Origin of the sequence: Ensifer sp. (genome assembly GCF_035999185.1) — a bacterium.
In the GTDB taxonomy this organism is placed as follows: domain Bacteria; phylum Pseudomonadota; class Alphaproteobacteria; order Rhizobiales; family Rhizobiaceae; genus Ensifer.
This window is the reverse complement of sequence record NZ_DASYHB010000202.1, coordinates 1-18,222: the sequence shown is the minus strand read 5'-3', so window position 1 is coordinate 18,222 and position 18,222 is coordinate 1. Positions and strand designations below refer to the sequence as shown.

Annotated in this window: 15 protein-coding genes and 1 pseudogene; 3 read left to right on the top strand and 13 right to left on the bottom strand. The window is 64.1% G+C overall.

Features of this window, described 5'->3' with window-relative positions; all coding sequences use genetic code 11:
* Positions 1 to 162: 162 nt before the first annotated feature.
* The 5 genes from VGO04_RS27420 to VGO04_RS27400 form a co-directional block, all read right to left on the bottom strand.
* The gene (locus tag VGO04_RS27420) at positions 163 to 867 is read right to left on the bottom strand and encodes an HAD family hydrolase (RefSeq protein ID WP_327499129.1); all 705 of its coding nucleotides are present in this window, start codon (positions 865 to 867) and stop codon (positions 163 to 165) included.
* 24 nt (positions 868 to 891) lie between these two features.
* Positions 892 to 2,205 carry a lipid IV(A) 3-deoxy-D-manno-octulosonic acid transferase gene (waaA, locus tag VGO04_RS27415; RefSeq protein WP_327499128.1) on the bottom strand — a complete coding sequence of 438 codons (1,314 nt, stop codon included), beginning with the start codon at positions 2,203 to 2,205 and terminating at the stop codon, positions 892 to 894.
* 91 nt (positions 2,206 to 2,296) lie between these two features.
* A complete protein-coding gene (locus tag VGO04_RS27410; protein WP_327499127.1) occupies positions 2,297 to 2,533 on the bottom strand; it encodes a DUF4170 domain-containing protein in 237 nt (78 codons plus the stop codon).
* 60 nt (positions 2,534 to 2,593) lie between these two features.
* Positions 2,594 to 3,409, bottom strand: a complete 816-nt coding sequence (locus VGO04_RS27405; RefSeq protein ID WP_327499126.1) for a 3'(2'),5'-bisphosphate nucleotidase CysQ — start codon at positions 3,407 to 3,409, stop codon at positions 2,594 to 2,596.
* Positions 3,410 to 3,502: 93 nt separating this feature from the next.
* Positions 3,503 to 4,849, bottom strand: coding sequence for a TldD/PmbA family protein (locus VGO04_RS27400; protein ID WP_327499125.1), 1,347 nt, complete (start codon positions 4,847 to 4,849; stop codon positions 3,503 to 3,505).
* 148 nt (positions 4,850 to 4,997) lie between these two features.
* On the opposite strand from VGO04_RS27400, the gene VGO04_RS27395 reads away from it, so the two are divergent.
* The gene (locus VGO04_RS27395; protein WP_327499124.1) at positions 4,998 to 6,833 is read left to right on the top strand and encodes a monovalent cation:proton antiporter-2 (CPA2) family protein; all 1,836 of its coding nucleotides are present in this window, start codon (positions 4,998 to 5,000) and stop codon (positions 6,831 to 6,833) included.
* 19 nt (positions 6,834 to 6,852) lie between these two features.
* Here the strand turns inward: VGO04_RS27395 and VGO04_RS27390 are convergent, their stop codons facing one another.
* The 3 genes from VGO04_RS27390 to VGO04_RS27380 all read right to left on the bottom strand — a co-directional run bounded on the left by VGO04_RS27390 (position 6,853) and on the right by VGO04_RS27380 (position 10,550).
* On the bottom strand, positions 6,853 to 7,734 hold the full coding sequence (locus tag VGO04_RS27390; RefSeq protein WP_414650608.1) for a patatin-like phospholipase family protein: 882 nt from the start codon (positions 7,732 to 7,734) through the stop codon (positions 6,853 to 6,855).
* A 128-nt stretch (positions 7,735 to 7,862) separates the two neighbouring features.
* Positions 7,863 to 8,423: a 16S rRNA (guanine(966)-N(2))-methyltransferase RsmD gene (gene rsmD, locus VGO04_RS27385; RefSeq protein WP_327499122.1), complete on the bottom strand. Its 561-nt coding sequence runs from the start codon at positions 8,421 to 8,423 to the stop codon at positions 7,863 to 7,865.
* A gap of 6 nt (positions 8,424 to 8,429) precedes the next feature.
* Entirely contained in the window at positions 8,430 to 10,550 is a 2,121-nt protein-coding gene (locus VGO04_RS27380) for a pseudouridine synthase (protein ID WP_327499121.1), read from the bottom strand.
* A gap of 73 nt (positions 10,551 to 10,623) precedes the next feature.
* On the opposite strand from VGO04_RS27380, the gene VGO04_RS27375 reads away from it, so the two are divergent.
* Complete coding sequence (locus VGO04_RS27375; RefSeq protein ID WP_327499120.1) at positions 10,624 to 11,073, top strand: nucleoside deaminase; 450 nt, start codon at positions 10,624 to 10,626, stop codon at positions 11,071 to 11,073.
* Positions 11,074 to 11,138: 65 nt separating this feature from the next.
* Here the strand turns inward: VGO04_RS27375 and VGO04_RS27370 are convergent.
* From VGO04_RS27370 to VGO04_RS27350, 5 genes and pseudogenes are all read right to left on the bottom strand, one after another.
* Positions 11,139 to 11,660, bottom strand: a pseudogene (locus VGO04_RS27370) (GNAT family N-acetyltransferase); the annotation flags it as partial.
* Between the two features lie 72 nt (positions 11,661 to 11,732).
* The gene (locus VGO04_RS27365) at positions 11,733 to 12,353 is read right to left on the bottom strand and encodes a hypothetical protein (protein ID WP_327499119.1); all 621 of its coding nucleotides are present in this window, start codon (positions 12,351 to 12,353) and stop codon (positions 11,733 to 11,735) included.
* A 127-nt stretch (positions 12,354 to 12,480) separates the two neighbouring features.
* On the bottom strand, positions 12,481 to 15,390 hold the full coding sequence (gene ileS, locus VGO04_RS27360; RefSeq protein ID WP_327499117.1) for an isoleucine--tRNA ligase: 2,910 nt from the start codon (positions 15,388 to 15,390) through the stop codon (positions 12,481 to 12,483).
* A 247-nt stretch (positions 15,391 to 15,637) separates the two neighbouring features.
* Positions 15,638 to 16,621, bottom strand: a complete 984-nt coding sequence (locus VGO04_RS27355) for a bifunctional riboflavin kinase/FAD synthetase (protein WP_327499116.1) — start codon at positions 16,619 to 16,621, stop codon at positions 15,638 to 15,640.
* Between the two features lie 16 nt (positions 16,622 to 16,637).
* Complete coding sequence (locus VGO04_RS27350; RefSeq protein ID WP_327499115.1) at positions 16,638 to 17,486, bottom strand: TIGR01459 family HAD-type hydrolase; 849 nt, start codon at positions 17,484 to 17,486, stop codon at positions 16,638 to 16,640.
* Positions 17,487 to 17,940: 454 nt separating this feature from the next.
* On the opposite strand from VGO04_RS27350, the gene groES reads away from it, so the two are divergent.
* On the top strand, positions 17,941 to 18,222 hold a 282-nt coding region (groES, locus tag VGO04_RS27345), incomplete at its 3' end, for a co-chaperone GroES (protein WP_327499114.1).

Genomic DNA, 18,222 nt, shown 5'->3' with positions numbered 1-18,222 from the left:
GCCGGGACCGAACCCGGCAACTGCCACAAAAAACGTCAGAACGCGGAAAAACGCAAGCGATTGAGACGGATGCGGCTATCACAGCTATGCGGAACCGGGTCGGGAGCGCGAAGATACGGAGAAGCAACGACGACCAGACCGCCTTCGCTCCCCGGTCATTCCCTAGAGAACGGCTTCGAGCTCGGTGATGTCGGCGAGGCAATGATCGGAGGCCGCTGCGAGCGACTGGCGCGAGCCGGTGCCGGTCAAGACCGCGACCGTCATGCCGACGCCGGCGTTGCGGCCCATGTGCATGTCGTGGTTGTTGTCGCCGACGACGACGACCTGGCGCGGATCAAGCCCGGTCGCGGCACAAAAGCCGAGTACCATGCCAGGTTCGGGCTTGACGCCGTAGCCGCTGTCATACCCCGCCACGTAGTGCAGATAGCTGTCGAAACCAAAGCGCTTCGCGGTTTCGCGGATCGATTTTTCGTTGTCGCTCGACGCGACGCCGAGACGGTACCCCTTGGCATGCAGGCCAGCGAAGAACGAGCCGAGATCAGTGACCGGCACCGCATACTCGGCCGAACGCGCAAACAGGCTGTCGAGCAGCGTCGTCAGTTCGGCGACGGTAAAAGGCGCACCGGCGGCAACGAAACCGGTCGCGATCTCAACGGTGTTGCCGGCCGCAAGCAGGCTATCGGGCAGGACATGGCCGGTATCGGCATCCATGCCGCCCGCCTTCAGCAGTGTTCGGGCCAGGGCTTCGTCGCCCTTTGCCGCAATCCGCGCCAGCTCGTAGTTCACCGGTACCCAGCTCTTGGCGTAGTCGAGCAGGGTTCCATCCTTGTCGAACAGGATACCGGCGATGGCTTTCGGTGCGGTCATGGCGGGCATATGTTTCCTGCAGTGTCAGTTGTCGGTCGGCGGGTTGAGGCGTGCCTTGACGATCAGCGGATTGATATAGGGCTCAAGCCCCTTCATCGTCGCCGACAGCGCACCGCGCATCTCTTGCACGGTTTCAAGGCCGGCATCGATCATCGAGCGACGCATGTCGTCGTTGGCGAGCAGATAGTTGACGCCCTTGGCCAGCATCTCGACGTCGCGCACGATCTTGGCGCTGCCGTTCTTGGCGAGCGTCTGATAGGTCTCGCGGAAATTCTGGACGTTACCACCGGACAGGACCGCACAGCCGAGCATCGCCGGCTCCAACGGGTTCTGGCCGCCTTCTGCAAACAGCGAACGGCCGACGAAAGCGACCTCGGTCAGGCGCAGATAGAGCCCCATCTCGCCGATCGTGTCACCGAGGAAGATGTCGATATCGGGTGTCAGCGGATCACGCCGGGTGCGGCGGGCAACCTTCAGTCCCTTCGCCGTCAGCGCAGCCTCGATGGCGTCGCTGCGATCGGGGTGCCGCGGCACGATGATCGTCAAAAGGCCGGTGCGCTCCTTCAGCGCGCGGTGCACGACGCCGGCGGCGTTCTCCTCGCCGTCGAAGGTCGAGATCGCCGCCCAGGTCTTGCGGGCGCCAATCTGCTGACGGTATTCGCGAAGCGCCTGCGGATCGTGCGGCGGCGCGTCGGTATCGACTTTCAGGTTGCCGGAAACCATCACCGGCAGGGCGCCGAGTGTGCGAAAGCGGTCCGCATCGACATCGGACTGGGCAATCACCAGCGCCAGGTTCTCAAACAGCGCATCGGCAAGTGCCGGGCGGCGCTTCCAGCGGGCGAAAGTCCGGTCGGACAGGCGACCGTTGACCAGTACTTGAGGAATATGGCGGCGACCGAGTTCGAGGATGGTCATCGGCCAGATTTCGGATTCGGCAATGATTGCCAGGTCCGGCTCCCAATAGCTCAAGAACCGGCTGACCGCCGGCTTGAAATCGAGCGGGACATACTGGTGGATCACCGACGCGCCAAGACGCTCGGAGACGACGCGTGCAGACGTCATCGTGCCCGTGGTCAGGATGACGTGGATGCCGCGCCTGCGGATTTCCTTGATCAGCGGGATGACTGCATTGGTCTCGCCGACGCTTGCGGCGTGGAACCAGACGAGCGGTCCCTGCGGGCGCGGCGCGCTCGCATGCCCGTAGCGCTCGCGCCGGCGGGCAGGATCCTCCTTGCCCTTCGCGGCGCGAATGGCAAGGTAGGACCAGACCAATGGGTAGATCGCCGAGCCGATCCAGCGATAGCTGGATAGCGCCAGACGCGCACGAAAACTGCTCATGACGAGACACCGTCCCCGGCCGCGTCAGCCAGCCAAAGTTCGCATAGAACCGGCACGCGGCTATGCGCCGCGCATCCCGACTGCATCGGCATCAGCCGTTTTCCGGGTCGAGCAGACGGTGCATGTGGACGATGAAGTAACGCATGTGGGCGTTGTCTACGGTCATCTGCGCCTTGGATTTCCAGGCTGCAAGGGCGCTGTCGTAGTCCGGGTAGATGCCGACGATATCGAGCTTGTCCAGGTCGCGGAAGTGGACGTCCGTCAGCGTGGTGAGTTCGCCGCCAAAGACGAGATGCAGACGTTGTTTTTTCTCGGTGTCGTGAGCCATCGGAATTCCATTTATTTTTATTGGGTGTGGGCGATGATTTGAGGCATTCGGCCCCAAAGGTCAATGGGGCTCCAGCGACCGCGAGGCGGCAATCAGGCCCGGCAACAGCGGCCTTGCGGCCGCACAGAGAACCCCATGAACAACTTCGGGGCGATTGTAGGACAAGGACGTTTCGGTGAGGTCGGCAAGTCCCCCTCCGGCGCGCGCAAGAATGAGGTCGGCTGCCGCCAGGTCCCAATCATGGGCGTTCTTTTTCACCAGCGTACCGTCGATCCGCCCGTCGGCAACCATCGCCAGCCGGTAAGCCAATGACGGCACGTGCGGCACACGCGCAACGGGGTTGCCATAGGCGCCGGCGAACATGCCGATCGTATCTTCGGCGGCCGCAAGGTGCAGCGTCTCACCGGGTTTTGCCTCGCGCACGAAAATCGGATCGCCGTTCTTCAGCGCCGGGCCACTCGCAACCGCCTCGAAAAGTTCGTCAAGCGCCGGGGCATAGAGGATGCCGGCGACAGGCTGGCCACCGTGGACGACGGCAACGCTGACGCACCAGAGCTCCTTGCCGGCGATGAAGGCGCGCGTACCGTCGATCGGATCGACGACGAAAACCGTTTCGCGGGAAAGCCGGCTGCGGTCGTCATCCGTCTCTTCCGACAGCCAGCCGTAGTCTGGCCTGGCTGCAAGCAAACGGGTTTTCAGCACATCGTTGGCCGCGAGATCCGCTTCGCTCACCGGCGAGCGCCCTTCATTCTTCCAACGGACATCCGGACCCTTGCGGAAATATCCAAGCGCCGTTTGTCCGGCAGCGACCGCGGCGGTGCGGATCAACTGGAGATCCGCTTCCCAATCCACGACCGATCGTGCTTCGTCAGACATAGAAATCCTCGTCAGCCCGCTCCCTCATACACTATGGAAGCGGGGCGTGCGCGCAAAACCGCACGCTTCGTCTCGTTGCTTAAGATGCCGCGCCTAGACGCCGGCGAGCGTCATGCCCTCGATCGCCAGTGTCGGCGCGGCGACGCCGAACTTGCGGTCGATGTCGTCGGCGGGCGTCAGCGCCATGAACATGTCCTTCAGATTGGACGCGATCGTGACCTCGGAGACCGCAAAGGTGAGTTCGCCGTTCTCGATCCAGAAGCCGGAGGCGCCGCGGCTGTATTCGCCCGCCACCATGTTGACGCCCTGGCCGATCAGCTCGGTGACGTAGAAGCCGGTCCCGACGCTGCGGATCAGATCTTCGCGCGAGATCGAACCGGGCTCGAGCGCAAGATTGGTCGAGGCCGGGTTGACGGTCGGACCGCCGCGCACGCCACGGCCGTTGGTCTGAAGCCCGAGCTCGGCCGCAGCCGAGGTCGACAGGAACCAGTGCTTGAGCACTCCGTCCTCGACCATGACGAGCTTTTCGCCGCGCACGCCTTCGCCATCGAAGGGGCGCGAAGACGAGCCGCGCACGATCAGCGGATCGTCCGTCACCGAGAGGCCCGACTTCAGGATCTGCTTGCCCATCTTGTCGCGCAGGAAGCTTGTCTTGCGGGCGACCGAGGCGCCGTTGATGGCGCCCGCCAGATGCCCGACGAAGCCGCGCGCCATGCGTGGGTCGAAGACGACGGTGACGTTCTTGGCGGTCGGCACCTGGCGCGGGTTGACGCGCGCAACCGCACGCTCGCCGGCAATTCGGCCGATCTCGTCGGAAGCGCGCAGGTCCGCGATGTAGAGACGGCTGTCGTAGTCGTAGTCGCGCTCCATCTTGGTGCCTTCGCCGGCGATGGCGCTGACGGACAGGCCGAAGCGCGTAGCCATGTAGGAACCGGAAAAGCCGTGCGAGGTGACGAGCACGAGACCGCCCATGCCGGCCGAAGCGCCACCGCCGCTGGAATTGGTAACGCCGGAGACGGCAAGCGCTGCCTCTTCGGCAGCAAGTGCTGCCTCGGTCAGGCTTTCGGTCGACACGTCGGTCGGGTCGAAGAGATCGAGGTCCGGATAGGATTTCGCCAGCCGGTCCGCATCCGCAAGCGACGCGAACGGGTCCTCCGGCGAGGCCTTGGCCATGGCAACCGCGCGTTCGGCAAGCAGCTTCAGGTCGAAGCCCGGATTGGCCGAAACGCTGGCAACGCGCCGGCCGACGAACACCCGGAGCGAGAAATCATCGCTCTCGGAGGCTTCCGTCGCTTCGACCTTGCCGAGGCGCACGGAGACTGAGCGGGAGCGGCCGCGGACCACCACCGCATCGGCCGCGTCCGCGCCGGCCTTGCGGGCGAGATCCACGAGTTCGGAGGCGCGTTTTTCGAGGTCGGCGGAATCGATCGTGTCTGACATGGTGTGGCCTTTCGTTCCTGCCCCATTTATTGTGCGGCGAAGCAGGCATCAAGGGCGTAGGCCTGATTCCCGCTCAAACACCGCAAATGAAGCGCTCCCGAAAGCTCCGTAAAGGGGCTCGGTGACGCAAGAGTGAAAGCCTTAAGGCATGGCAACGACACCGATCATCTATTCCCAGGCTCTTATGCTGCTCGGCGGAGCGGTGATCGCTGCCCCGATCTTCAAGCGGCTCGGCCTCGGCACGATCCTCGGTTATCTCTCGGCCGGCATTCTGATCGGCCCCGTTGCCCAGAGCATTACCGAGGGCGAGCAGATCCTGCACGTGTCGGAACTGGGCGTCGTCTTCCTGCTATTCATCATCGGCCTTGAGCTGAAACCTTCGCGCCTGTGGCAGATGCGACGCGACATCTTTGGCCTCGGCACGGCACAGGTGCTGATCACCGGCATCCTGCTCTCCTACGCCATCTATGCCCTTGGGCTTCTCGGGCACGGCGGCAGCATCATCGCCGGCTTCGGCCTGTCGCTGTCGTCGACGGCTTTTGCCATGCAGATCCTCGACGAGGGCAACGACCGCAACACGCGCTACGGGCAGCGCGCCTTCTCGATCCTGTTGCTCCAGGACCTGGCGATCGTCCCCTTGCTGGCCTTGATACCGCTGATGGCCTTGCAGGCGCCCGAGGACACGACCCCGCCGCTTGAGGACTTCGCGATCGCAACGACTGCGATCATCGTGCTCTTCGCTGCCGGCCGCTACCTCGTGAACCCGCTGTTCCAGATCATCGCCCGCACTGGCGCGCGTGATGTCATGATCGCCGCGGCTCTGCTCATCGTCATGGGCGCGGCGACCATGATGCAGCTCGCCGGTCTGTCGATGGCGATGGGGGCGTTTCTGGCTGGCGTGCTGCTGGCCGAATCCTCCTACCGTCACGAACTCGAAGCGGACATCGAGCCGTTCCGCGGTATCCTGCAGGCGCTGTTCTTCATGGCCGTCGGCCTGTCACTGGAACTCGGCGTCATCGTCGAGCGCTACCAGTTGATCATCATTGCTGTGCCGCTGCTGATGGCACTGAAGAGCCTGGTGCTCTACTGGCTCTGCCGCTTGACGGGATCGCACCACAATGACGCGGTCCGCATCAGCCTGCTTCTGCCGCAGGGCGGCGAATTCGGCTTCGTGCTGTTTACGGCCGCAGCAACCGCCGGCGTCTTTTCGGACGGCGATGCCTCGCTGCTCGTCGCAATCGTCACCCTGTCGATGGCACTGACGCCGCTTGCCTCGATGCTCGCGCCAAAGCTGATGCACGAGCAGGACGAGATGGACGAGGAGATCGAGGAGGACTTCGATGGCGCCAACGCCGACGTGCTGATGATCGGCTTCTCGCGCTTCGGCCAGATCGCCGCGCAGATTCTCCTTGCCGGCGGCCGTGACGTGACCATCATCGACCATTCCGCCGCGCGCGTGCGCCAAGCCGCGACCTTCGGGTTCCGCATCTATTTCGGCGACGGCAATCGCCTGGACGTGCTGCGTGCGGCCGGTATCGAACGGGCCAAGATCGTCGCCGTCTGCACGCAAAAGAAGGAAACGACCGACCACATCATCGACCTCGTCCAGTCCGAATACCCGAATGCGCGCATTTACGCCCGCTCCTACGATCGCCTGCATACGCTGGAGCTGCGCGCCAAGGGCGTCGACTACGAACTGCGCGAAACCTTCGAGTCAGGTCTTCTCTTCGGCCGCAAGACACTGGAGGCCCTGGGCGTCGGCGACGACGAGGCGATCGCGATCATGGACGACATCCGCAAGCGCGACGAGGCGCGGCTGGTGCTGCAGGAGGCCGAAGGCATCACCGCCGGCCGCGACATGCTGCATTCGCGGCCGGTGAGACCGGAGCCGCTGGTCAAGCCGAAGCGCGAGGTCGATCATTCCCAGGAGACGGGCGAGCGTGTCCTGCCGGGCCTTCCCGCCGACGAGCGCGAGAACGCCTGACCGCGGGGCCACCCTCCGGTCAGCCGAGCCTTGGCGCACCCATGCGTTCGTCGAGGGCGCGCTTCAGCTGATCCTTGATGGCGGCGGTGCCATTCAGCACCTCCTGGGCACGCAGGAAATCCATCACCCGGTAGCGGCCGACATCCGGGCGCAGCAGAATGTCCGGCGCGCCCTCTTTCAGCTTCATCGCGATGATCGACTGCATCATCAGCTGGCTTGCGCCGAACAGGCTGTCGATGCGGCTCGGGATCGTCTTGCCGTCACCGTCGGGACCGCCGACGACATCGACGGCGATGACGATATCGGCAAGGCCGCGCAGGTGATCGAAGGGTATGGGATTGTAGATACCGCCGTCGATCATCACTCGACCGCCAATCTTCACCGGCTTGAAGATTGCCGGCAGTGCTGCGGAGGCGGCCAATGCCTGCCACAGATCGCCCTTGTCGCAGATGTGCTCGGTCTGGCCATAATAGTCGGTGACGACGACCTTGAGCGGGATTTCGAGGTCGGAAAACTTCGCTGGGATCGCGGCCGGCAAGAAGGCCTTGAGAACGCGCTCGCCATTGAACTGTCCGAAGCGAAAGCCGCTTGCCATGGCTTCGGAAAGGCTTGATGGCCGCAGTTGCCAGAGGCGGTTGACCACCTCGCGGCGGTGACCGACGGTTGAAAGCGTGTGCGCCTTGATCTCTTCGCCGCGCATGCCGGCCGCCATGCCCGCGCCCATGATCGCGCCGATGGAAGACCCGGCGATGACGACCGGGCGGATGCCCAGTTCATCCAGCGCCTCGATGACATGGATATGGGCCAGCCCGCGTGCGCCACCGCCGCCCAGCGCGAGCGCCACGGTCGGCTGGCTCGTGACATCGCGTAAACGATTCGTCATCGAAAGGTCCTGCTGCATCGGCATGCCCCCCGCATCGGGCGGATTGAGGAAACGGCGCGGCCCAGCGGCAGCCTAGAGCGTCCTTTGTGCGTTCGTGTGAACGCATAGCGCTCCAGGATCCCGGCGAGACAACCGAAATTACGGCATCAAGCTCCGCCGAACCGGTAGAAATGCATGCGCGTATCGCCGAAGACCCTGACGTCGAGGCGCTCGAAGACGGCGTCCGGCGCCGGCTGGACGTCGGCCCGTTCCTCGAGCACGATCAGCGCGCCGGGAACCAGCCAGTTGCCGGCGGCGGCCGACGAAAGCGCCTTCTCGCCCAGACCCTTTGCGTAGGGCGGGTCGGCGAAGACGAGATGAAACGGCTCCATCGTGCCGACGCCACCGAGGCTGGTGGCATCTCGCCTGAAGACCTTCGCCCGGCCCTGCAGGCCAAGCGCCTCGATGTTGGTTTGAAGCAGCCCCCTGCCCTCTACGCTCTGCTCGACGAAGAGCGCCTGCCGGCACCCACGCGACAGCGCCTCGATGCCGACCGCGCCGGTGCCGGCGAAAAGATCGAGAACCCGGGTGCCGTCGAGGGCCTCCGGGTGCGAATGGCTCAGGATGTTGAACAGGCTTTCGCGCGTCCGGTCCGTGGTCGGACGGATATCGTTGGACTTTGGGGTCGCCAGGCTGCGACCCCGAAACTCTCCACCGACGATACGCACGGCCGCTTAGTTTCCCCTGCCGCGCGGTTTGCCGCCGGCCGGGCGTCCACCGCCACCGGAGCGACCAGCGCCGCCTGGCTTACCACCACCAGGCTTGCCGCCGCGCGGGCCGCCGGACCGTTCGCCGAAGGACTTGCCGCGTGGCTTGTCGCCAAACGGACGGTCGCCGCCTTCGCGGCGTGGCGGACGATCGCCCTCGGCGCGTGGCGCCCTTGGCTTGTCGGAATAGCTGCGCGGGCCACCCTCGGCGCGCGCGGGCCGATCGCCGAACGAACGATCACCGCCTTCGCGGCGCGACGGACGATCACCGTCTGCGCGCGGCGTGCGCGGCTTGTCGAACCGGCGGTCGCCACCTTCGGCGCGTGCTGGCCGATCGCCACGCGGGCGGTCACCACCCTCACGACGCGGCGGACGATCACCATCCGCACGCGGGAACCGAGGCTTGTCGGAGAAGCTGCGCTGTCCACCTTCGAAACGCGCCGGACGGTCGCCGCCTTCGCGGCGTGCAGGACGGTCACCGTGATCGCGCGACCTGCGGTCTCCCGCATCGCCCGACTTGCGCCGGCCGAAGCCGCCATCCCGGCCTTCGTCCTTGCCGCGACGGGCAGGCTCGCTGGCGCTGATCCATTCGCCCTCTTCGTCGCGACGTTTCACCGGAGCGGCAGAGGCCGGACGATCGAAGTCCCTGTGCGATCCGCCCTTGCGGTCCGGGTCGAACTTACCGGTCGTCTTGGTCGCAAACCCGTCCTTGTTTCGGCCGTAGCGCTTGCTCTTCGGCGCGCTTTCCGGACGTTCGCGACGAACGGGCTTCTCGGTGGCGTCACCTTCAGCGGGTTTCGCCTTCTTGTCGTTCAGCGGGCGTGCACCCGGGGCCATCCAGACGTTGGCCGTGCGGGCACGCTGCGCCGGGGCGCGCTTCGGACGGTCCTCGAACTTGGCGTCACGGTCGTCGCGCGGACCACCCTTGCCACGAGGCCCTTCCTTGCGGCCGCCGTCACGGCGATCGTCGCGACGGGTGTCGAGCCGCGACAGCGCGCGCTCGCGCTTGTCTTCCGGCTTTTCCCAGCGGTTGCCGCGCTCCGGCTTGCGTGTATCAGCAGCGTCGTCTTCAGCGTCGCCTGCAAAGGTTGCCGCCTGGTCATTGTAAAGCGGCGCGTCGAAGTTCGCCTTGGCGTCCTCGATCAGGCGCGGACCCAGCTGATCACGCAGCGTGCGGCCGCGAATTTCCTGGACGTGGCCTTCCGGCAGTTCGCCGAGCTGGAACGGTCCATAGGAGATACGGATGAGGCGGTTGACGTCGAGGCCGAGTGCGCCGAGCACGTTCTTGATCTCGCGGTTTTTGCCTTCACGCAGACCCATGGTGATCCAGACATTCGAGCCCTGGACCCGGTCGAGCGTTGCTTCGATCGCGCCGTAAAGAACGCCATCAACGGCAATACCATCCTTCAGCCGGTCAAGCGCTGCCTGATCGACATCGCCGTGTGCGCGCACGCGGTAGCGGCGCAGCCAGCCGGTCGACGGCAATTCGAGCACGCGCGCGAGGCCGCCATCGTTGGTCAGAAGCAGCAGGCCCTCGGTGTTGATGTCGAGGCGGCCGATCGACAGCACGCGCGGCAGTTCGTCCGGCAGGTTCTCGAAAACGGTCGGGCGTCCCTCCGGATCGGCATTGGTGGTCACCAGGCCGGCCGGCTTGTGGTAGAGCCACAGGCGCGTACGCTCGATGCCGCGGATCGGCTGGCCGTCGACCTCGATCGCATCGGCGAGCGTGGCGTTGACGACAGGCGTATCCAGGATGACGCCGTTGAGCTTGATACGGCCTTCCATGATCATCCGCTCGACGTCGCGGCGCGAAGCCACGCCGGCGCGCGCCAGGATCTTGGAAATGCGCTGCGGTTCGTCGGCGGCCGGCGCGGCTGCGCTCGGGCGTTCTCTTGCCGGACGCGAGGCGCCGGACTTCGGATCGGAAGCCTTCGCGCCAAAGCTCTTGGCGCCGAAAGCCTTCGGGCCGGAAGTCTTGGCTCCTGCAGCCTTTTTCGGCGCATCGCCCCGCTTGTCGGCGAAATGCGGTTTCTTGTCCCGGCCGGCGGACTTGCCGCCAGGCCGCGTGGGCTTGTCTTTGGATGTCATTTGTGTTGCCTGCCTTTTGCGGCTGTCCTATCAGGTCGCGGCCCGTGGGTTAAGAGAAATTATTGTTTGAGCGATGGCTGAGACGACACGCTACATGGATGCGGCCCTCGAAGAGGCCAGGAAGGCGGCCGAACGCGGCGAAGTGCCGATCGGCGCCGTGGTGGTTTTCGACGGCCGGATCGTCGCCAGCGCCGGCAATCGCACCCGCGAACTCAACGACGTGACCGCGCATGCCGAAATCGTCGCCATCCGCGAGGCTGCAGCCGTCCTTAAAGACGAACGGCTGACGGGAGCCGACCTGTACGTGACCCTGGAGCCCTGCACCATGTGCGCCGCGGCCATTTCATTCGCGCGCATCCGCCGTCTCTATTATGGTGCCGACGACCCCAAGGGCGGCGCCGTCGATAGCGGCGTGCGCTTCTTCGGCTCTCCCACCTGCCACCACGCGCCGGACGTGTATTCCGGGCTCGCCGAGCGGGAAGCGGCCGAGATTCTCAGAGAGTTCTTCGCCGGGAAACGCTAAGAGCCAGCCTTGATCTCTACGGCCTCGCGCGAGAGGAAGCCAACCTCCCCTCCTCATGAAATCGTTCAGTCGGCCGCAAAGCTTGCCAGCGCCGCGCCCGAGAGACGGTAGCGCGTCCATTCCGACATCGGCTCGGCACCAACAGCCTCGTAGACCCGGATCGCCGGTTCGTTCCAGTCGAGCACGCTCCATTCGAAGCGGCCGCAACCTTCGTCGACGGCGATCTTTGCCAGATGCTTCAAAAGCATTTTGCCGGCGCCGGAACCGCGGCAGTCCGGCGTGACGTAAAGATCCTCAAGATAGAGACCCTTGCGCGCCTGCCAGGTGGAGTAATTGTAGAACCACATGGCAAAACCCGCCGGCTTGCCGTCCTTTTCGCAAATCACTGCACGGGTGATGGCGCCGGTTCCGAACAGCGAATCCTGCAGCATCTCGACGGTCGCCTCGACAGCGTCGGGCTCCTTCTCGTAGACGGCAAGTTCGGTGACGAAGCGCAGAATGGTTTCGGCATCTTCCGGGCGGGCGTCGCGAATGCTGATGGTCATGGCTCGGCGCTGCTTAAGGCGGTTTTTGGAGAAACGCCAAGGGCGTCTCTGCCTGGAACTGCATGATGAAAGGGTTGGCTCAGCTCTCGATCTTAACGGAGCCGCGCGACGACCTTAGAACGGCCAGTACCACTTGGAGCCGGTGTTCTTGATCTGCGCTTCCTTCTTGCGGCGGCGCTCCTTGTCCTTCTCCGGCTCACCGAGTTCGGTCTCGGCCCCTTCCGGCAGACGACGGTAGTCGAGCGGCGGATCGCTGAGGAAGCGGCGCTTGTCGGAATAGGCGCCCATCTCGATCTTGCGGCCTTCACGATAGGCTTCCTGCTGTTCCTTAGCGGACAGGCGGCGACCGTTGGCGCTGGCCTTGGCGAGCGGCGAAACATAGTTCGGGTTGTTCTTGTTGGCGTCGGCCTCTTCGCGCAGACGGTTGCGAACCTCTTCCGGAGATTCGACCCATTCCGGGTTCGCCTCACGGCTGGCAAGCGACTTCTGCGGCTCGACAAGCGCCGTCTGCTGGGCCGACGGCGGCAGAACGAGACCTGCGCGCGGCTGATACTTGACCGGATCACGCTTCGGCGGGCCGAAGCTTGCGACGCTGCCGAGGTCGTCCATGAGCTGTTCGCCAGCCGTCTTGTCCGTGCCGTAGGTCGGGCCGCCGATGCAGCCCGAAAGCACCACGCCGCTCGTCAAAATGGCGGCTACGCTGGCAAACACTCGCAACTCTCGTGTCATTTCCATGAATTTCCTTCCAGCCGGCCACTGGTCAGCGCGGCCACCCAAGCGCCCTTGACGTAAAAATCCGCCAAATTTCGGGCAGGTTTTACCGGATGAACGCAACGAGTGCAATTCATCCGGTAACAATCGCTCAAGCCTTGAAACCGAGCTCGTGCAAGGCGGCGGCGTCACGGGCGGAGACGTCAGGATAGAGCGGGTCTGACCCGACATCCGTGGTGATCCGCCAGGAGCGTGCGCACTTCTGGCCGTCGGCAAGCTTCGGCACGACGCCCACCTTGGCAACGTCAGCCAAACGGAACGCGTCCGCAGGACCTTCGGTCGCCTCAATGGTGATTGCTGACGTGATGCAGATCTCGGCGAAGTCCTGACCTTCCAGCGCCTTCAGGAGCTCCGGATCGGCGACGTGGACGACCGGTGCCGCTTCCAGCGACGAGCCGATACGCTTGTCCTTGCGTTCGATTTCAAGCGCGCCGGTGACGACCGTGCGCACCGCGCGGATCTTCTCCCACTTGGCGTCGAGCGCGTCGTTCTTCCATTCCGCAGGGATCGCCGGGAACTGCTCGAGGTGCACAGAAACCGCATCGGGCTTGCGCGACAGCCAGGCTTCTTCCGTGGTGAAGGGCACCATCGGCGCCAGCCACAGGACGAGGCAATCGAAGAGCTTGCGGATCACGGCAAGTGCCGACCGGCGGCGCAGGCTCGACGGAGCATCGCAGTAGAGCGCGTCCTTGCGGATGTCGAAGTAGAACGCCGACAGCTCGACGTTGGAGAAGTCGATCAGCGCGCGAGCGATCTTCTTGAAGTCGAAGGCGTCATAACCTTCACGCACTAGCTGGTCGAGTTCGGCCAGGCGATGCAGCATCAGCTTTTCGAGTTCCGGCATGTCGGCATAGGCGATCTCCTCGCCCTTGTCGTGGGCGAGCGTGCCGAGCATCCAGCGGATCGTGTTGCGCAGCTTGCGATAGGCGTCGATGTTGGTCTGGATGATCGTCTTGCCGAGGCGCTGATCTTCCCAGTAGTCGGTCGTCATCACCCACAGACGCAGGATGTCGGCGCCGGCGTCCTTCATCACTTCCTGCGGCGTGACGGTGTTGCCCTTCGACTTCGACATCTTCTCGCCCTTCTCATCCATGGTGAAGCCATGGGTGACAACGGCGTTGTAGGGCGCGCGACCGCGCGTCGCACAAGCCTCGAGCAGCGAGGAATGGAACCAGCCGCGATGCTGGTCCGAGCCTTCGAGATAGACGTCGGCCGGCCACTTCAGGTCCGGACGGTCTTCGAGCGTGAAGGTGTGGGTCGAGCCCGAGTCGAACCAGACGTCGAGGATGTCCATGACCTGGTGCCACTTGGCATGGTCGTGGTCGTTGCCGAGGAAGCGGTCCTTGGCGCCTTCGGCGAACCAGGCGTCAGCGCCTTCCAGTTCGAACGCGTCAAGGATGCGGGCGTTGACGGCCTCGTCGATCAGGATCTCGCCCTGGTCATCGGCGAAGATCGCGATCGGAACGCCCCAGGCGCGCTGGCGCGAGAGCACCCAGTCCGGGCGACCCTCGATCATCGCACGCAGGCGGTTCTGGCCGGCACCAGGCACGAAGCGGGTGTCGTCGATGGCAGACAGCGCGCGCGAGCGCAGTGTCGTGCCGTCGCCGAACGCCTTGTCCATGTAGACGAACCATTGCGGCGTGTTGCGGAAGATCACCGGCTTCTTCGAGCGCCAGGAATGCGGATAGGAGTGCTTGAGGCGACCGCGCGCAAACAGTGCGTGGCGACCGATCAGCGCCTTGATGACGCGGTCGTTGGCGTCGCCCTTCTTGCCCTTGTCGTCGAGGACGCGGCCGGCCCCACCTTCGGCATCCGGGCCGAAACCATGGGCGTCGGCGGTGAAGTAGCCGGCGTCGTCGACCGTGAACGGGATCGCCGAGGAGATGCCACGGGCTTCGAGCGCGCGGGCGTTGTCCATCCAGGCGTCAAAGTCCTCGCGGCCGTGGCTGGGCGCGGTATGCACGAAGCCGGTACCGGCGTCGTCGGTCACGTGGTCGCCGTCGAGCAACGGCACCTTGAAGGCGTAGCCACCGCCCAGACCATGCAGCGGATGGGCGCAGGTAACCGCCGCCAATTCATCGGCTTCGAGATCGCGAACGAAATTGAAGGTGAGCTTGGCCTTGGCAGCGGACTCGTCGGCCAGACGCTTGGCGAAGATCAGCTTTTCGCCGGGCTGCGGGCCGAAATCGTTCTCGGCGGTCGCAACCTCGTAAAGGCCGTAGGCATAGCGCGAGGAGAAGGCGATGGCGCGGTTGCCGGGGATGGTCCAGGGCGTGGTCGTCCAGATCACGACGAAGGTGCCGGCCAGATCCGCCGGGCCCTCGGTGACCGGGAACTTCACCCAGATCATGTCGCTTTCAACGTCGGCATATTCGACTTCGGCTTCGGCAAGTGCCGTGCGCTCAACGACCGACCACATGACCGGCTTCGAACCACGATAGAGCTGGCCGAGCTTGGCGATCTTCATCAGTTCACCGGCGATGCGCGCTTCCGCGTGGAAGTTCATCGTGGTGTAGGGATTGTCGAAATCGCCTTCGATGCCCAAGCGCTTGAATTCCTCGGCCTGGACCTGGATCCAACCGGAGGCGAAATCACGGCATTCCTGACGGAATTCGTTGACCGGAACCTCGTCCTTGTTCTGGCCCTTCTCGCGGTACTTCTCTTCGATCTTCCATTCGATGGGAAGGCCGTGGCAGTCCCAACCAGGCACGTAGTTGGCGTCGAAGCCCCGCATCTGGAACGAGCGATTGATGACGTCTTTCAGGATCTTGTTCAGCGCGTGGCCGATATGGATGTTGCCGTTGGCATAGGGAGGGCCGTCGTGCAGCACGAACTTCTCGCGGCCGGCAGCGGATGCGCGCAGCTTCTTGTAGAGGCCCATCTTCTGCCAGCGGGCGACCGTTTCCGGCTCCTTCTGCGGCAGGCCGGCGCGCATCGGAAACTCCGTCTGCGGCAGGTAGAGGGTCGAGGAATAGTCGATCTTTTCAGCGGTGTCGGTCATGGTGTTTGCAATCGCTTCTTCGCGCAAAGGGTCGCGCATACGAGATAGGCTCGGTATCGAGAGATGACTGGGGCGTCGGAAACGCCGAAATCCCGGACCTTCCGGCTGACTAAAGCGCGCGGAAGGCCGGGCCAATAATTCGCTGATCGATGATCAATCGACGGTGCCGGGTCATGGTGGCCGGTTGTTTAAGGCGTTTTCGGCCTTTTGAAAAGGTCCGCGGCCCGGCGAAAGCCGAAATCTTTCGTCAGGCGAAGTTGAGCCTGAGATCGATGTCGCCGAGCGGCGCAACGCCGGAGAGCAACGCCCGCGCTTCCGCTTCGTCCTGGCGGATCTGCGCCACCAGCGGATCGAGCCCGTCGAATTTGAGCTCGTCACGCAGATGCCCGAAGAACGAGACCGCGCAGATCTCGCCGTAAAGATCGCCGGAAAAATCGAAGACATAGGTTTCGAGCAGGGGTTCGCCGTCGCTGTCGACCGTTGGCCGTCGCCCGAAGCTGGCGACGCCATCACGAAGAGAACCGTCCGGCCGGCGGAAACGCACGGCATAAATGCCGGGCCGGAGTTCAACCTCTGCCGGAAGCCGCATGTTGGCTGTCGGGAACCCGAGTTCGCGGCCAAGCTTCTTGCCGCCGATCACTTCCGCCTCGGCGACATAACGATAACCGAGCATGCCGGCAGCCTGCGAAACATTGCCTTCGCCGAGCAGCGCACGGATGTAGCTCGACGAAATGACCGAGGCGTTCTCGTCGCGAAACGCATCGACAAGCGTGACGCCGAAACCGTTCTCGCCGCCGGCCGCCATCAGGAATGCGGGCCCGCCTTCGCGCCCCTTGCCGAAATGGAAATCGAAACCGGTCACCACATGCGAGGCATGCAGCCATTCGAGCAGGATGCGGTGGATGAAATCGGAGGCGGACAATTGCGAGAAGGTGCGGTCGAACGGGTACTCGATGACCGCACCGAAGCCCATGCCCTCAAGGATACGGGCCTTCAGCGGCGCCGGCGTCAGGCGGAAGACCGGGGTTTCCGGGCGAAATACGGTTCTGGGGTGCGGCTCGAAGGTCAAGACGAGCGCCGGCACGCCGCGGGCTGCGGCCTCTTCCAGGGCCCGGCTCAAGACCGACTGGTGGCCACGATGTACGCCGTCGAAATTGCCGATGGCGACGACACCGCCGCGCAAATGCTCCGGAAGCGGATCGCGGGTCTCGTTGCGATGAAAAACCGTCATTTCCGTCGTCTTCCCGTCAGGCGAGCCGCGGCATCCACCACTTCGGCGAGGCACCTTCCTTTTTCAGGAAAGCGGCAAGCTTCGCCTCGTCGGTCCGGCTTTCGTTCATGTATTCCTGGGCGTGAATGCCTGCGCTGATATAGAGCAGGTCCAGGCCGGCATCCTGGGCGCCCTTCACGTCCGTCGGCATGCCGTCGCCGACGGCAATCACCCGCGACAGATCGATCGCACCACGCACGGCCTTGGCTTCGCCAAGCGCTGCACGATAGATGGCAATGTAGGGCTTGCCGGCAATGCGCGCCTCGCCACCCAGTTCCTCATAGAGCTTGGCAATGGCGCCGGCGCAGGGGATCAGCCGGTGGCCACGCTCTACAACAAGGTCAGGATTGGCGCAGATGAAGGGGATCTTGCGCTTGGCAAGACCCGTCAGCGTCGCGCGGTAGTGTTCCGGCGTTTCGGTCTCATCGTCATAGAAGCCGGCGCACACGACCGTCTGCGCGTCCTCGGAAGAAACGATCTGCGTTCCCAGCCCCTCAAGAAGCGGCAGGTCGCGCTCGGCGCCGATGAAGTAAATCTTCTTGTCGGCAGCGGCGATCAGTGCGCGCGTCACGTCGCCCGACGTGACGATGCGGTCGTAGGCCTCGTCCGGGACGCCAAGGCCACGGATCTGGACCTTCACCATCGGGCTTGGCCGCGGCGAATTGGTGATGAGCACGACGGTCAAGCCGGCGGCACGCGCCTCCGCCAACGCCTCGCAGGCGCCGGCAAAAGCCTGCACGCCGTTGTGAAGAACGCCCCAGACATCGCACAGCACGATATCGTAGCGCGCGGCGATTTCCCGAAAACTGTTGATCCTGACGGCCATTCTGGCTTCCTGCAAACACGGTTTCCGGCTTGCATGGCAAGGAAGGCTGAAGAATACAAGTCTTGGTCCCCGAAAAAGGCGCCCCCTCCCACGGAATCCGTGGGTCCCCGCCGGGCCACGTGCGGACCAATCTTCGCGAAACCGCCGGCGTTCACAGATCACAAGGCCTGCGTTAGCCGGCGCGTCGGTTATCAACCGCAAAAATGCCGCCCATCACATTTGCCAACACAAGCGCCCATATTTCGCCAAGAATGGCGGTAGGCTCGCCGGGCCTGTTGCCGATTGCACCCATTGGCGGTGCCAGCCCGCGGCAAAAAATCTGGGCCCGATCCTTGACTCACCCCATACCCAGGCTTATCTCGGCATCGCTAGCACTCGACAAATGAGAGTGCTAACACCCATCCATCGGGTCGATCAGCGATCCGTAATGTCATTTGATCGAGGGAATAGACTAATGGCAAGCACCAATTTCCGCCCGCTGCACGACCGCGTCGTCGTACGTCGCGTCGAGTCTGAAGAGAAGACCAAGGGCGGCATCATCATCCCGGACACCGCCAAGGAAAAGCCGCAGGAAGGCGAAATCGTCGCTGTTGGCTCGGGCGCCCGTGACGAAAGCGGCAAGGTCGTTGCTCTCGACGTCAAGGCTGGCGACCGCGTTCTGTTCGGCAAGTGGTCGGGCACCGAAGTCAAGATCAACGGCGAAGACCTTCTCATCATGAAGGAAGCCGACATCATG